General features: G+C 54.7%; 18 protein-coding genes. 7 read left to right on the top strand and 11 right to left on the bottom strand.

The window, feature by feature from the left end; all coding sequences use genetic code 11:
* Window positions 1–30: 30 nt before the first annotated feature.
* Window positions 31–1,311 (bottom strand): phenylacetate--CoA ligase family protein, encoded by a 1,281-nt coding sequence (locus BD01_RS02880; protein WP_042689786.1) that lies wholly within the window; start codon window positions 1,309–1,311, stop codon window positions 31–33.
* 117 nt (window positions 1,312–1,428) lie between these two features.
* Here BD01_RS02880 and BD01_RS02875 point away from each other — a divergent pair, with 117 nt between their 5' ends.
* The 3 genes from BD01_RS02875 to BD01_RS02865 all read left to right on the top strand — a co-directional run bounded on the left by BD01_RS02875 (window position 1,429) and on the right by BD01_RS02865 (window position 4,165).
* The gene (locus BD01_RS02875) at window positions 1,429–2,481 is read left to right on the top strand and encodes a hypothetical protein (protein ID WP_042689783.1); all 1,053 of its coding nucleotides are present in this window, start codon (window positions 1,429–1,431) and stop codon (window positions 2,479–2,481) included.
* Window positions 2,468–3,562 carry a DUF835 domain-containing protein gene (locus tag BD01_RS02870; protein ID WP_051482156.1) on the top strand — a complete coding sequence of 365 codons (1,095 nt, stop codon included), beginning with the start codon at window positions 2,468–2,470 and terminating at the stop codon, window positions 3,560–3,562. Before BD01_RS02875 ends, BD01_RS02870 begins: the two co-directional genes overlap by 14 nt.
* Before the next feature lie 393 nt (window positions 3,563–3,955).
* Entirely contained in the window at window positions 3,956–4,165 is a 210-nt protein-coding gene (locus tag BD01_RS02865; protein ID WP_042689781.1) for a hypothetical protein, read from the top strand.
* On the opposite strand, the gene BD01_RS02860 is transcribed toward BD01_RS02865, so the two are convergent.
* Genes BD01_RS02860 through BD01_RS02855 form a run of 4 tightly spaced genes read right to left on the bottom strand, consistent with a single transcriptional unit; the run spans window position 4,162 to window position 6,198 of the window.
* Window positions 4,162–5,352, bottom strand: coding sequence for a molybdopterin molybdotransferase MoeA (locus BD01_RS02860; RefSeq protein WP_042689779.1), 1,191 nt, complete (start codon window positions 5,350–5,352; stop codon window positions 4,162–4,164). The two genes, BD01_RS02865 and BD01_RS02860, sit on opposite strands and share 4 nt — an antisense overlap.
* A 2-nt stretch (window positions 5,353–5,354) precedes the next feature.
* The gene (locus BD01_RS11130) at window positions 5,355–5,504 is read right to left on the bottom strand and encodes a PIN domain-containing protein (RefSeq protein WP_342665200.1); all 150 of its coding nucleotides are present in this window, start codon (window positions 5,502–5,504) and stop codon (window positions 5,355–5,357) included.
* Complete coding sequence (locus BD01_RS11215) at window positions 5,501–5,641, bottom strand: hypothetical protein (RefSeq protein ID WP_156927375.1); 141 nt, start codon at window positions 5,639–5,641, stop codon at window positions 5,501–5,503. The genes BD01_RS11130 and BD01_RS11215 overlap by 4 nt, the downstream gene beginning before the upstream one ends.
* A gap of 41 nt (window positions 5,642–5,682) precedes the next feature.
* Window positions 5,683–6,198, bottom strand: a complete 516-nt coding sequence (locus tag BD01_RS02855; RefSeq protein WP_042689777.1) for a MogA/MoaB family molybdenum cofactor biosynthesis protein — start codon at window positions 6,196–6,198, stop codon at window positions 5,683–5,685.
* Between the two features lie 108 nt (window positions 6,199–6,306).
* Here BD01_RS02855 and BD01_RS02850 point away from each other — a divergent pair, with 108 nt between their 5' ends.
* The 3 genes from BD01_RS02850 to BD01_RS02840 all read left to right on the top strand — a co-directional run bounded on the left by BD01_RS02850 (window position 6,307) and on the right by BD01_RS02840 (window position 7,597).
* A complete protein-coding gene (locus tag BD01_RS02850; RefSeq protein ID WP_042689775.1) occupies window positions 6,307–6,894 on the top strand; it encodes an adenosylcobinamide amidohydrolase in 588 nt (195 codons plus the stop codon).
* A 91-nt stretch (window positions 6,895–6,985) separates the two neighbouring features.
* Window positions 6,986–7,318, top strand: coding sequence for a hypothetical protein (locus tag BD01_RS02845; protein ID WP_042689772.1), 333 nt, complete (start codon window positions 6,986–6,988; stop codon window positions 7,316–7,318).
* 66 nt (window positions 7,319–7,384) lie between these two features.
* Complete coding sequence (locus BD01_RS02840; RefSeq protein WP_042689770.1) at window positions 7,385–7,597, top strand: hypothetical protein; 213 nt, start codon at window positions 7,385–7,387, stop codon at window positions 7,595–7,597.
* A 62-nt stretch (window positions 7,598–7,659) separates the two neighbouring features.
* Here BD01_RS02840 and cobT read toward each other — a convergent pair whose 3' ends face one another.
* Window positions 7,660–8,661 carry a nicotinate mononucleotide-dependent phosphoribosyltransferase CobT gene (gene cobT / locus BD01_RS02835; RefSeq protein ID WP_042689767.1) on the bottom strand — a complete coding sequence of 334 codons (1,002 nt, stop codon included), beginning with the start codon at window positions 8,659–8,661 and terminating at the stop codon, window positions 7,660–7,662.
* Between the two features lie 54 nt (window positions 8,662–8,715).
* On the opposite strand from cobT, the gene BD01_RS02830 reads away from it, so the two are divergent.
* Window positions 8,716–10,173 carry a cobyric acid synthase gene (locus BD01_RS02830; RefSeq protein ID WP_042689766.1) on the top strand — a complete coding sequence of 486 codons (1,458 nt, stop codon included), beginning with the start codon at window positions 8,716–8,718 and terminating at the stop codon, window positions 10,171–10,173.
* On the opposite strand, the gene BD01_RS02825 is transcribed toward BD01_RS02830, so the two are convergent.
* From BD01_RS02825 to cobS, 5 genes are read right to left on the bottom strand one after another with little or no spacing between them, the layout of a single operon-like run.
* Window positions 10,164–10,376 carry a hypothetical protein gene (locus BD01_RS02825; protein WP_042689763.1) on the bottom strand — a complete coding sequence of 71 codons (213 nt, stop codon included), beginning with the start codon at window positions 10,374–10,376 and terminating at the stop codon, window positions 10,164–10,166. The two genes, BD01_RS02830 and BD01_RS02825, sit on opposite strands and share 10 nt — an antisense overlap.
* Window positions 10,373–10,912 carry an NTP transferase domain-containing protein gene (locus tag BD01_RS02820; RefSeq protein ID WP_042689761.1) on the bottom strand — a complete coding sequence of 180 codons (540 nt, stop codon included), beginning with the start codon at window positions 10,910–10,912 and terminating at the stop codon, window positions 10,373–10,375. The genes BD01_RS02825 and BD01_RS02820 overlap by 4 nt, the downstream gene beginning before the upstream one ends.
* Before the next feature lie 15 nt (window positions 10,913–10,927).
* Window positions 10,928–11,308, bottom strand: a complete 381-nt coding sequence (locus BD01_RS02815) for a type II toxin-antitoxin system VapC family toxin (protein ID WP_042689758.1) — start codon at window positions 11,306–11,308, stop codon at window positions 10,928–10,930.
* The gene (locus tag BD01_RS02810) at window positions 11,295–11,504 is read right to left on the bottom strand and encodes a DUF2281 domain-containing protein (protein WP_042689755.1); all 210 of its coding nucleotides are present in this window, start codon (window positions 11,502–11,504) and stop codon (window positions 11,295–11,297) included. Before BD01_RS02810 ends, BD01_RS02815 begins: the two co-directional genes overlap by 14 nt.
* Window positions 11,505–11,536: 32 nt before the next feature.
* Window positions 11,537–12,232 carry an adenosylcobinamide-GDP ribazoletransferase gene (cobS, locus tag BD01_RS02805; RefSeq protein ID WP_042689753.1) on the bottom strand — a complete coding sequence of 232 codons (696 nt, stop codon included), beginning with the start codon at window positions 12,230–12,232 and terminating at the stop codon, window positions 11,537–11,539.
* Window position 12,233 lies beyond the last annotated feature (1 nt).

The raw sequence follows: 12,233 nt of genomic DNA, 5'->3' as shown, positions 1-12,233 counted from the left end.
ATTATGACAAGGTGGTTAAAGGGAAGAAAATCAGAAGTCCTTTCCGGCGACGTATATTCTCTTGGTCTTCCCAGGCCTGACTGTGAGGCCCTCACGGAGCTTTTCCAGCGGGACTGCCTCGATTATGAGCTCCGAGCTCTTCGCTTCCTCGACCTCGTAGCGAACCGGATTGTTGGCCTCGTAGATGAGCTCCCTCACCTCATCCTCGATTCCAGCCGGTTTTTCGCCCTCGTAGGCAACCCTTATGACCACCTTGGGCCTCGGGTTGTCCGGCGAGAGCGGGTGGTAGAGCATCACGAAGTCCTTGAGCTCGGGATGGCCGTAGACTATCTCCATGACCTGGTCTATGTGGAGCTTTGCCCCGGAGAGGACGACGACGTCTTTAACGCGGATTATGCTGACGACTTCGCCGTTTTCGAGCCTCGCCAAATCGCCGATGTCGTAGTTGAAGAGAGGTAATCCAGTCAGCTCGCCCTCGCTCATGACCTTTGTGATGTAGAGCCTCTTGTATTCAGGATAATCCTCGTCGCCTGTATCTTCGAGGACTATTACGGACTCCCCGAAGTGGAACGGTGTTGTGCCTTTCTTTGTAACTATCCTGAAGCCGGTAACGTCGTCCTCCGTCGAGCCAAAGTTGTCTATGACGACGGCGTTAGGGAACAGCTCAAGGGTGGCCTTGGCCAGCTCTGGTGTGAGCGTCTCACCGCCGACGACTATCGTTTTAACGTCCTCTCTGAGCTTCTCCGGCAGGATGAGGCCGAGGTTGTAGGCGGTGGCAGTTAGGGCCCATATCGAGGTTGGCTTTATGTCCTCAAGCTCCTTGAGAAGGAGTTCCCTGTTCTGGAGGTAAGTAATCGGCACCTGGAAGTACGCAACTCCAGCGTTGTTGTTCTCAAGCCCGCTCAGTGCGAAGGTGCCCGATGAAGACGGCAGCGGCGGGAAGAAGGAAGCAACTCTCTCGCCCTTCTCGAAGTACTCGTTGACCCACGGCGCCATCTGGCGTGCGGTTCGTCTCTTGTCGTCCGGGGTGAAAGGCACCCTCTTCGGCCGGCCGGTCGTCCCACTGGTTCGCATAACCGCGTGGAAGAGACGGCCCTCCCGTATGTAGTCCGGCCAAACGCGGGACCTCTCGTAAAGGTCGTGGGGCTTGATTGTTACCCTGGCCGTTAGTTCGCCGAGGGTTTCTGGAGAAATCCCGTCCAGGTCAAGACCCTCGAATTTCTCTTTCCAGAACGGAGTCGTTTCCACGGCCTTGCTCAGGGTGTATTTAAACCCCTCCAGCAGGGTTTTGCGATATATAACGGTGGGCATGGCGTCACCCATCAACATTGGGCGTTGGTTTATTTAACCCTATGGGTTCAAAATGCAACTCTCGTTTAGAAAGACGTTTAAGAAAGGCTTATATTCTCCTGTGAACAATTACATGCCATGACGTACGAAGATGTTCCGAAAGGTCTAATCGAGGAACCCCTTAAAGTCGAAGAAGACGAAGTTCTAAGCCACCTCAAAAGAACCATCCGTTATCACCTCAAACACACACCCTATTGGAAGAGCTTCCATGTTGCCGATGAGGAAATTGTGGGGAACACCGTCATTGAGACAGTCAAAAACATGCTCAACAGGGGCTTTCTCGTAGAAGAAGATTACCTACGTGCCAACTGGCCCGATTTTCTACCAGAGGGCTACCCCGGCAGGGTTCGCTTTTATCAGTCCTCAGGGACTACGCGCGAGAGAGCCATCGGACACTGGGACAGGGAATACGTGAGATACCTCGTCTCGTACCTTAAATCTGCCCTCGACGAACTTTACGGCCTGAACGAAACGTTTCCCCCGGGCAGGATGCGTGCCCTTGCGCACGGGCCCTACGGCTGGTATCAGGACGAGATAAGCGAGCTCGTGTGGAGCTACGGTGGCTACCTGTACTTCATAGGAATGGAAACCGACGGGCTGAAGAGGGTTTTGGAGGAGAAAGGAGTTGAGGAAGTCCTGAGAATTCTCAACCCGCTCGTCCGCTACACCGAGCGCGTGCTTAGGAGGGACAGGATAAACCTTGCGAGAACCGCACCACCTTTAATCGGGCTCTTTGAAAGCGCATCGGAGGATATAGAGGCAGTTATTCTAAGCGGTGTTGGAACAGACGTCGTTTTTCTTAAGGAAGTTGAGGAGAAGTTTCCAAACGCCAGGGCAGTCCCGCTCTACGGCTACTACCTCTTCGGTGACCTCGTTGGGGTTCCCGGGAGAAGGGGGATATCCTACTATCCCAACTGGCCATTCACCCTGATTTTCCCAGTCAGGAAAACCGAGGATGGGTACCGCGTGGTGGACTACGGAGAAAGGGGTTTGCTGGCCGTGGTTATAGCCAGACCGGAGGTGCTCGTTGTGAAGATTGAAGAGGAAACCGCCGTCCGGGCTCCGCCGGCCGGACCGTTTAGATGGGACGGCTTTACCGACCCGAGGAGGGTTGTTCATGGGGGTAAATGACATAATGCCCTTTGTCAGCGGGCTTCTCGTCATGATAGCTGACCTCACGGCCTTTGCACTGATAATGAGGGTGTACCTAAAGCGCAGGCGCAGGTCGGCTCTGTTTTTCTCTGTGGCATGGATTGCGGATTTCATAATGGTTGCCCTTTCTGCATCTACGAATCGCGTTCTACAGACAATAGCCGAACTTTCTCTGACAATTTTTGCAATGCTCATGTTCGTTGGTGCAGTTAGGCTCCTTGAGGAGGAATCGATACCGCTGTCCCACTCAACCCTCAAAAAAATGGGCCTGATGGCGCCGATATTCTACGGATTCGTCGTTGCCGTGTATAGGTTTACGGGTAACGCCGACTGGGCCCTAACTGCTGGGGTTTCTCTCGGTGTAAGCGGTGCCTTTGTTTTTGCGAGTGGTGTTCTGCTGAAACCCATAGAGGCCATTTACAAGAAACCCGCAAAGGTGCTCTATCTCAGCGTTCTTCTTTTTGGCCTCCATCTCGTTCCAGCAGCGCTTTTTGGCCTCTACGAGTGGTACCTTCCCATAGGGTTTACCCTCTCAACGGCCCTAACGGTTATGATGGCGTACTCAATGTATCGGCTTACATCCACGAGGGAATTCCTTGAGGGAAGCATTGATGTGAAGGCCCCGGAGATACACAGCGGCACGATTATAGTCCAGCCAAAAGAGTTTGAGACCCTGCTACCAAAGCTTGAAAATGCACCAGTATTGGCGTTTTTAAGGGACTTGGAGTACTCCCGCGAAGGATGGAGAACATACTTTGTAACGGCGGTTCCATTTAGACGGGAGAACATAGCAGGAACGCTTAATCCAACAGAGCTCGCAAAAATGACTGAAATAACCTTCCAATATCTGGAGGAAACCGCTAGAATGGGAATTCCTGGTGTTGTCGTTCTTGATTGCATTGAATACCTGAGCATGTATAACTCATGGGATTCCCTCATGAAGTTTCTATCCAAGCTTAGGGACCTAGTTATGGTCAAAGGAGGCACTTTAATTCTCGTAATAGACAGGAACAGCGTTGAAGAGCGCCTCTTCAACCAGTTAAGAAAACTCCTCGAGTGAGGGTTTATAAACCGCGCCCCCTACCTAACAATGCCCCCGCGCGAGGACCCCGGGGAGAATGAACCGGGGGGCGATGCGGGGGCTACAGCCCGGCCTCAGCGAGGTCCCCGCGGGAGGGCCTTCCGCGTCCCGGAGCACGATGACCGCGGGAAACCCAGGCCGGGCACAGTTCTCGCCCGCCTGGGTTAACCCGCCTGAGTGTGGCGTTGCCTTCGATGAGGGCGGGCGTTACGGGCGGGCGACATTTCGCTGCTTGTTCCGGTTATCAAGTCTGTTCCTAATTGGTTTGTTTTCTATTTTTGCTTACCACTAAAATTAATGTGCAAAAAGTGAACAGAAAATGTTATTAATACGAAACGCATAATAGATAATGCCATGACTGAGAGTGGTCTTATGAAACCTCCCGAGCAAAATGTTAAAGAAATTATACCTTGGCTTAGGGATAATCCAGTCTATGACATATTGGAACAGAGAAAGCGCGAGGTCATGGAGATAATTCAGGATATTACCCAAAAAGAATTGGAGATTATTGAAGAACTTCCAGAGGATGTTAGAGAAATTATAAAGGTCCCGGACAGCGGGATGTTGGTGGGGGACCTTTAGTACAACGTTACCCAAACCTCTTCTCCCTCGAGATACCCCTCACTGTCCTCCGGGATTTCCACGTACCCGTTGCTCTCAACGAGCGAGCTTATTATCCCGCTACCTTTCTTCCTGATAGGCCTTGCCCTTCCGTTCTCGTACCAGACCTTGACGAACTCGTGCCTTCCAAGCTGGCTGGGAATCCTGTCGGTTAGCGTTGCCTTAACGCGAACCTCATAGTTCCTCACCCCAACGAGCTTCGCCAGGGCGTGCTTGACGTAAAGGTGGAACTGCGCAAAGACCGCCACGGGATAGCCGCTCATTATGAAGACCCTCTCGCCGTAGCCTATCGGCCGGCCCGGCTTTATCGTCGTCCCGTGGAAGAGCAGGTTAACGAACCTGTGGGCGAAGTCCCTGTCTCCAAAGGCCGAACCGCCGGTGACGAGCACGAGGTCGTTCTCGGCCTTCGCCCTCTCGATTGCATTCCTTATCGCGTCTTCGTTGTCGGGAACGACGCCGTAAAAAACCGGCTCGCCGAAGTACTGCCTCACGAGGCCCTTCAGCATGACCGAGTTGCTCTCGAGGATTTTACCGGCTTTCAACGCCTCCTCGTCGAACTCCTCAATCAGCTCGTCGCCGGTTACGATTATCCCAACCCGGGGCTTCCTCCTGACCTTAACAGTCCTGAAACCCACGCTCTTGAGGAGTGCCAAGTCTTGAGGCCTGAGAACCTGTCCCTTCCGCAGGATTACCTCCCCCTTCTTCACGTCCTCGCCGGCGAAGGCAACGTTCTGGCCCGGAGCAACGGGGCGGAGAACCCTTATCACGTCTCCCTCGCGCTCTGCCATCTCCTGCATCAGAACCGCGTTCGCTCCCTCGGGCATCTTCGAGCCTGTCATGAGCTTTACCGCCGTCCCGGGTTCCACTTTCGCTTTACTTTCCTCGCCGGCGACAATCTCGTCAACGACCATCAACTCCACAGGATTGTATTCCCTCGCGGGGAAGGTGTCCTCTGCGCGGAGGGCGTAGCCGTCAACTGCCGAACGGTCAAAGGGTGGGCTGTCTATCGGCGAAACTATATCCTCAGCCAGAACTCTGCCGAGAGCCTCTTCCAGCGGAACTTCCTCGGTTTCCCCAATCTCATTCAGGTCGTCGAGGAGCAACTTCAGTGCCTCTCTGTAGGGAGTGAGGCGCTTGAATTCTCTCATTTTCACACCCCCAAGACTTTGAGAAAATCAACTCTCATAAAGTCGGAATCAAAGGTTGCAATCTTATCAATGCCGTAGCTCTTGCAGGTGAGAACTATCTGGGCATCGGAGGGCATTAGGTGATATTTCTCCATGAAGACAACGTCCTTCAAATCTCCTCAGCCTCCCGAATGGCCCACTGAATCGTCTCCTCGTCGAACGTTCCAAGTGCCCCCCGCAACTTTCGAAGGGCCTTTACTCTCTCGTCCTTCGGGGGAACGTGTTTCTTAACATCATTAACGCTCTCCATCAGCTTCACCCTTCGGGGATACGGAGTAACAAGCTATAAGGTTACTCCCTCCCGTGCTTGAGGACGTGGCCGGCCTCCTTGAGGATAATCTTTATTCCGGTCTTCGCGGCTCCAAGGCTTCCAGGGAGGCAGAAGACCGCCATCACCCTTCCCGAGCTCCTGATGACGCCCGCAGTTGCCCTCGTCATGACTGCGGCCGTGCCTATCTCCTCGTAGCTCATCAGCCTGAAGATTTCACCAAAGCCCGTTAGCTCCTTATCGAAAAGAGGCCTCAGGCTCTCTATCGTCACGTCCCTGCTCGCTATCCCCGTTCCGCCGGAGGTAACGACGACTTCTGCTCCCCTCTCGAAGGCCTCAACGACCGCCCCGATTATCGCCATCTTCTCGTCCGGCACGACCCTGTAGAGAACCCGCTCGTGTCCCGCCTTCTCCAGCTCCTCGATGAGGAACTTCCCGCTTTTATCCTCCTTCTCGCCCCTGCTCGCGGTGTCGCTCACAGTTATGACAGCAAAGCGGAACTTCTTGGGTGCCTTTCTCTTGTGCTCCTCAACGCCCATATTACCACCGGGGTAAAATCTTCGCCTGGCTTAATAACCTTTCAGCAAATGGAAGCGTTTAACCTCACCAGAGGAAGGGTTATATCTCCCAAGGTTTAGGGCATTATCATGGCGCCCAACCACTTCATCCTGCCCTTCGATGAGCTGATGCTCTCCCTCAGCAACGCGCCCCATAGGGGAGGTCTAACCCGAGCAAACGGCTTCTTCTTCATGAAGGTTCCAAAGAACTACTCCGGCGACTACAAAGCCGACTGCCTCGCCTTCGAGCGCGAAAACGGTTTGAAAAACTTCGTCGGCTTCATGACGGCCGCGGACATCGGCAAAGTGCTCTCGGTTTCAAGAAGCGGGAACGTTACAGCCTACATTACCGCAGGAATCACAAACCCGGCAATAGCAGGCGAAGAGCCACCACCGTGGGAGCCTGGGACGATAAACGTCGCCCTCGTCATCGAGGAGGGCCTTACGGTCGGCGCGATGGCGAACGCGATAATGACGGCAACTGAGGCAAAAACCTACACCCTCCTGAGCCTCGGATACAGCGCCACAGGGACGACGAGCGACGGCATCGGGGTTTTCGCATTCGAGGGCGAAACGGAGTGGGCTGGAACGGCGACGAAGCTCGGCATAAGCATCGGCAGGGCGGTCAGGGGGGCGCTTGAGGAGAGCGTAAGAAAGTGGGAGAGGACGAGATGTTGAGGCCTCACCGTCAAGCCCTACTACCTAAGGAAAGATTTAAATACTTTATTTAGTAGTGCTTCGTTGGTGGGGACATTTGCGGCGGTTACTGGTGAACGTCGCGAGAGCAATCGCCATCGGAGCAATCTTCTACTACCTCGTGGGCTCAAGCAGAGGCATTGCCCTGCTTCCCCTCTACGCCGGCACGATACTTGCGGTAGGATACATCCTCATCAACATCGGCGCGCTCGTTGGGCGGAAGCTACACCTGAAGAAGGCACTCCTCGACGTTGCCCTTCTCTACGCCTTTGCCATTCCCGCGGCCCTCCTCGCGAAGCGCTCCCAGCCGGCCGTCGGTGTGGCCGTCGTCTCTACCCTCGCCTTCGTGCTTATCCACGCGATGGACGCCCTGAAGAAGGAGCGCGCGGGGGAACCGGGGGTTTGAAGTGCCGTGCTTCCGTGATGCGGGAAGGGTTAAATAGTTTCGGTTCCTATTAGGACCGGTGAGAGAATGGAGGACGTTGAGGCTCAGGTAGAGAAGCTGTTCCTCGACGCACAGAACCTCCTGCTGAAAATACGGCTGAAGGAGATTCGAAAGGGCAGGGTAACCCTTGAGGACCTAATTCGACTCGCGGAGGAGGAACTGAAGGTCGAAGAGGACGTGAAGGATATAACAGAGGTAATCCGCGAGATGAGTGAGAGAGACTATGAGTTTGAGTACTGACGTTTCTAACCTTACAAAAGTCGGAAAAGCTGGATAAATAAAAGCTGAACTCCTGCGGGAACTCACTTCATCTCCATGAGCCTTCTGTACAGCTCCTCGACCTTCGCGCTGACATCTTCTGGTGAGAAGCCGGCCTTAACTGCCAGCCACGTCGCCCCTCCTGCTCCAACGCCTTCCTTGACGTAGCCCCTCTCGTAGTCTCTCAATCCCTTGAATTCGCTCTTCGAGAAGTCCAAATCGGCCGAATATGTCACTATCCCGATTTCCTTCGCGGTCTCGATGAAGGTTGCGCTCTTGTCATTCACGACCCACCTGGTCGTGGCAATCATGAACCTGCTTAAATCCTCGCCGAGGGCCTTAAGGAGCGCCGAAACTGCCAGCATCTGCGTCCCGCCCGCTAAAACGATATCCTTCCTAAAGCCGAGCGCAATGCCGATTACGGTGGCCATCATAGGGTCGCCGAACTGCCTGAGGGCTTCGAGGGGGTTGTCCTTCAGCTGACCTTTCTCAACTCCTGCCCTTTTGAACGCTTCGGCGATGACCTTCTCCTTCAGGCTCTGCGGGTTGTCCGGTGAGGCCGAGCTGGTTCTCGCCTCGTAGCCGAGCGCCCATAGGACGGCCTGAGCAGTTGTCGTCCCTCCCGGCGTCGATTCTCCGATTACGAGCTCCTTCACCGGCGTCTTGTTCAGTTCCTCGCCGAAGAGCTTGGCGCGCTTGATTATATCGCCGAACTCGGGAAGTGCAGGCTCCTTCCTGAAGTCCCGCCCGACGGCGTCGCTGATGTGGACGTGCGGGACGAGAGGGGCTAAATATGTTCCTCCCCTGACGACGAGGACCGGGAACTCCGCAAGCTCCCTCGCGGCTTTGGTGATTATGGCCGGCGTTGGATGGCCTTCGGGCGTTATGGGAATCACGTCAATAGTCAGGGGCTTCTCGTGGAAGAGGTACTCCGCGTCGGCCACCGGCGTCAGCTTCGTCAGCTCCGGCGTCGCTCCGGCAACGCTTATCCCCGGCACGGTGCTTATCTCGGTGTTGCCCAGGACGAGAAGGAAGAGGCTCTCCATTCCAACCACCGTGGAGTTTTTATCCAGTCCCGCTTATAGGCTTTGGGGTTGGAGATGGGAAAAGCGCTAATGGTCCTCGGAACGTCCTCGGGAGCAGGCAAGTCGCTCCTCGTTACTGCCTTATGCAGGATTTTCTCGAACCTCGGCTACGACGTCGTTCCCTTCAAGAGCCAGAACATGAGCCTGAACTCGGCCCCGAGCATTGAAGGAGGGGAGATAAGCAGGGCACAGTATCTGCAGGCGATAGCGTGCAGGAAAAAGCCGAGCGTTAGGTTCAACCCGATTCTGCTCAAGCCCGAAGGAAATATGAGGAGCCAGGTCGTTTTCATGGGGAAGCCGATTGGGAGCGTCTCAGCTCGCGAATACATGCTCTCGCGGAAGGAGGAACTCTTCAGGAAGGTGATGGCCGTTCTGGACGAGCTGAAGGAGAACCACGACCTCGTCATAATTGAAGGGGCCGGCAGTCCTGTCGAGATTAACCTCTGGGACTACGACATAGCCAACACGCGCGTCATGCTCCACGCAAAGGCGAAGGGAATCCTCGTTACCGACATAGACCGGGGAGGAAGCTTTGCCTCAATAGTCGGCACGATGGAGCTTCTGAAACCGGAGGAAAGGGACGCAATAATCGGCTTCGTCTTCAACAAGTTCCGCGGGGACGCTTCTCTCCTAAGGCCGGGCTTTGATTACCTTGGGAAGCGCTACGGAAAGCCGACCCTCGGTGTTATTCCTTACGTCGAGCACCGCCTTCCCGAAGAAGATTCCTTAGCGGAGTTCCCCAAAGTGAATGGCGAGCTTCACATACAGATAATCAAGCTTCCCCACATAAGCAACTTTACCGACTTCGAGCCCCTGCACTGGGCGAACGGCGTTGACTATGTGACGAGGCCGGAGGAAATCAAGGGGGACGTGATAATAATCCCGGGAAGCAAGAACACGGTCGAGGATTTGCTATGGCTGAGGAGGGAGGGCTTTGAGGACGCGATAATAGAGGCCCACCGCGAGGGTTCCTTTGTAGTCGGAATCTGCGGCGGCTTCCAGATGCTCGGGGAGAAGATTGTCGACACAATCGAGTCCAAGCGCGGAACCGTTGAGGGAATAGGCCTTCTTCCAGCCAAGACCGTCTTCGAGAAAACCAAGAGGACGAACCACCTGAGTGCGGAAGTCCTCTGGGAACCCGCTAAAGGAATGGCCGTCGAGAGCTACGAGATACGCTTCGGAAGGAGCGCCTCAAAAAGGCCGTTCTCGGTGATTAAGGCAATCAACGGCGTCAGAGCCTTCGAGCCGGAGGGGGCGATAGGCGAGAGGGCCTTTGGAACTTACCTTCACGGAATATTCCACAACTTCGCCTTCACGGAGCGCTTCCTCAACTTTCTGCGGGCGGAGAAGGGCCTTGAGCCGATTTCAGTTGAGCGCTGGAGCATCGAGGGAGAAATCGAGAGGTTCGCGAGGGTTGTTGAGGAGAACCTTGACGTTGAGAGGATTTTAGGGGAGCTGGGACTTCAAAAATAATCCTCCGGCCTCTCAAGCTCCTTCGGCGGATGCCTCCTCACCCACCAGAGCTTCAGGCGAATGTATATGTAGAACCCGATGAAGACCAGCAGGCCAACCGCGATTAAAACCACCGCAAAGAGCAGGAAACCAAGGAGGAACAGCACGGCGAGCGCCAGGAAGATGACGAACGCTACCGCTCCCTTAACCTCGCTCCCCCTCATCTTCCCACCAGCCCCGCTATCCTCTCCGCGAGCTTTAACTCTTCCGGCGTGTTGACGTTCAAAGCGAGCAACGGGTTTCTCAGCTCGAAGAACCTCTCGCCATCGGTTCCGACGGCGTTTAAGCCAACTATCACGTAGCCCCTGTAAACGACGGGCTTCAAATCCTTCGGAACCAGCTTTAGCGGTAAAACTCCAGTCAGGCTCGTTTTTCTATCAAAGGCCTTTGAAATCCGCGCTATGTCGCTCGCCTTGACGAAGGGCAAATCCGCGGAGACGCTGATAAATGGCCCGAACTTGCGGAGGAGCCACTTAACGTCCTCAACGTAGTCCCTTCCCGGCGTCTCAACGAAGGGAATCCCCTCGTGGAGGCATAGCTCCCTCGTTTTCGGCGCATTTTTTGAGAGGGCGACAACTGTCTCACCGACCTTTTTGGCCTCGCTATAAACGCGGAGTAGCATCGGCACTCCGCCCACTTTCAGGACGGGCTTTTCCCGCCCCATTCTGCTCGAACGCCCGCCGGCCATGATGATTATCATCGGCAATCCCCTGAATCAGAGAAAAATTACTTTAACTGCGTAGGGAGCCTTTCTGAAGTCTTCGTCCATGGTTACGATTGTTAGACCATGAGTCGTTGCGACTGCGCACTGGTAAGCATCATCGAAGTCGAGTCCGTACTTTTCGTGAAATTCAACAACACGGGGATAGTCGGGAGTTGGAAGCGTTACAACTTCGATATTGGGCAGTGTGTCGTTGATGAACTCCAAAAATAACTCTGGCCTCTTGAGCCTGAAAAGAATCACTCCGATGGAATGAAGCGTGAAATCGCTCATTGCAAGGTCTCCAACGTGCGAACTCAAAAACCGCTTTGCAACCTCGGATTTTTTCTGACCCAACAGGATTTCAAGGAAAACGTTGGTGTCAATCAGATACATCGCTCCGCCACTCCAGGGCCCTGTGCTGAAGCTCCACTGATGTCATTTTAACGTCCTTCAGCTTCCCCGCCCAAGTAAAGCTGAACCCCTTTCTTTTCCTTGCCCCGTACTTTGCGAGCAAGAACTCGGCGTAATCCAACAGCTCTTTTCTCGCCTCTGGGGGGAGTTTTGTGAATATCTTCTCTATGTCCTCCATTCTCCCACCGTTCAACCTTTAGTGTCTTTCCTTTAAATCACTTGCCAAACCACCGCCATTCCCAGGAGCGCCCCGGCCCTCGTTATCTCTGCCACAGCCCCGATGCAGTCACCGTTCAGCCCGCTGAAGTTCTCCAGCGAGAGGTGAACGACGTAGGCTCCCGCAAGGAGGCCTAAGAGAGACGCGAGCGAGAGGGGTTCGATATAGACTATTGGCAGGAGCAGGAGGAGGTAGAGGACCGTTCCGATGGCCAGCTGCCTTCCGTTCATGCCCTCCATGAAGTACGCCCCAAGGCCCCGACCGAGGGGCTTTTTAGTTGCGAGGGCGAAGAGCATGGCGAACTTGGAGTTCAGCTCAGCCAAGTAGAGTGCGTAGAACGGGAGGAAGGGAAGGGAGTAAACCTGCAGGAAGAGAACCATGACGACGGCGAAAATCCCGGCTATGCCTGTGTTGAGGTCCTTCATGGCCTTAATCTTTCTCTCGCGGTCTCCCTTGACCATAACCCCGTCGGCCCAGTCAGCCAAACCGTCAAGGTGGAGGAGGCCTATCGTGAGGTAGAGGGATAGGAGGGCTAAGACGTTGCTCAGTGGGAGTTTCAGGTAAAGAACGAGCGTCGCCAGGGCCGACGTTAGGGGCGCCAACAGCGGGAGAGCCCAGAGCTCATTTTTAACCCTCTCGAAGTCACCTTTGACCGGAATCCGCGTGAAGAAGGGTAGAAGATTACGCACC

It is taken from the genome of Thermococcus nautili (genome assembly GCF_000585495.1).
Lineage (GTDB): Archaea > Methanobacteriota_B > Thermococci > Thermococcales > Thermococcaceae > Thermococcus > Thermococcus nautili.
This window is presented reverse-complemented; position numbering and strand designations above follow the sequence as displayed.

Excerpts from the sequence above, each read along its gene's own strand:
- cobT (WP_042689767.1), bottom strand. The coding sequence starts at position 8,661 with ATGGAGAGCCTCTTCCTTCTCGTCCTGGGCAACACCGAGATAAGCACC.
- BD01_RS11215 (WP_156927375.1), bottom strand. The coding sequence starts at position 5,641 with ATGGAGAGCGTTAATGATGTTAAGAAACACGTTCCCCCGAAGGACGAG.
- BD01_RS02815 (WP_042689758.1), bottom strand. The coding sequence starts at position 11,308 with ATGTATCTGATTGACACCAACGTTTTCCTTGAAATCCTGTTGGGTCAG.
- BD01_RS02875 (WP_042689783.1), top strand. The coding sequence starts at position 1,429 with ATGACGTACGAAGATGTTCCGAAAGGTCTAATCGAGGAACCCCTTAAA.
- BD01_RS02880 (WP_042689786.1), bottom strand. The coding sequence starts at position 1,311 with ATGCCCACCGTTATATATCGCAAAACCCTGCTGGAGGGGTTTAAATAC.
- BD01_RS02840 (WP_042689770.1), top strand. The coding sequence starts at position 7,385 with ATGGAGGACGTTGAGGCTCAGGTAGAGAAGCTGTTCCTCGACGCACAG.
- BD01_RS02860 (WP_042689779.1), bottom strand. The coding sequence starts at position 5,352 with ATGAGAGAATTCAAGCGCCTCACTCCCTACAGAGAGGCACTGAAGTTG.
- BD01_RS02830 (WP_042689766.1), top strand. The coding sequence starts at position 8,716 with ATGGGAAAAGCGCTAATGGTCCTCGGAACGTCCTCGGGAGCAGGCAAG.
- BD01_RS02850 (WP_042689775.1), top strand. The coding sequence starts at position 6,307 with ATGGCGCCCAACCACTTCATCCTGCCCTTCGATGAGCTGATGCTCTCC.
- BD01_RS02855 (WP_042689777.1), bottom strand. The coding sequence starts at position 6,198 with ATGGGCGTTGAGGAGCACAAGAGAAAGGCACCCAAGAAGTTCCGCTTT.
- BD01_RS02820 (WP_042689761.1), bottom strand. The coding sequence starts at position 10,912 with ATGATAATCATCATGGCCGGCGGGCGTTCGAGCAGAATGGGGCGGGAA.
- BD01_RS02810 (WP_042689755.1), bottom strand. The coding sequence starts at position 11,504 with ATGGAGGACATAGAGAAGATATTCACAAAACTCCCCCCAGAGGCGAGA.
- BD01_RS02870 (WP_051482156.1), top strand. The coding sequence starts at position 2,468 with ATGGGGGTAAATGACATAATGCCCTTTGTCAGCGGGCTTCTCGTCATG.
- BD01_RS02825 (WP_042689763.1), bottom strand. The coding sequence starts at position 10,376 with ATGAGGGGGAGCGAGGTTAAGGGAGCGGTAGCGTTCGTCATCTTCCTG.
- BD01_RS02865 (WP_042689781.1), top strand. The coding sequence starts at position 3,956 with ATGAAACCTCCCGAGCAAAATGTTAAAGAAATTATACCTTGGCTTAGG.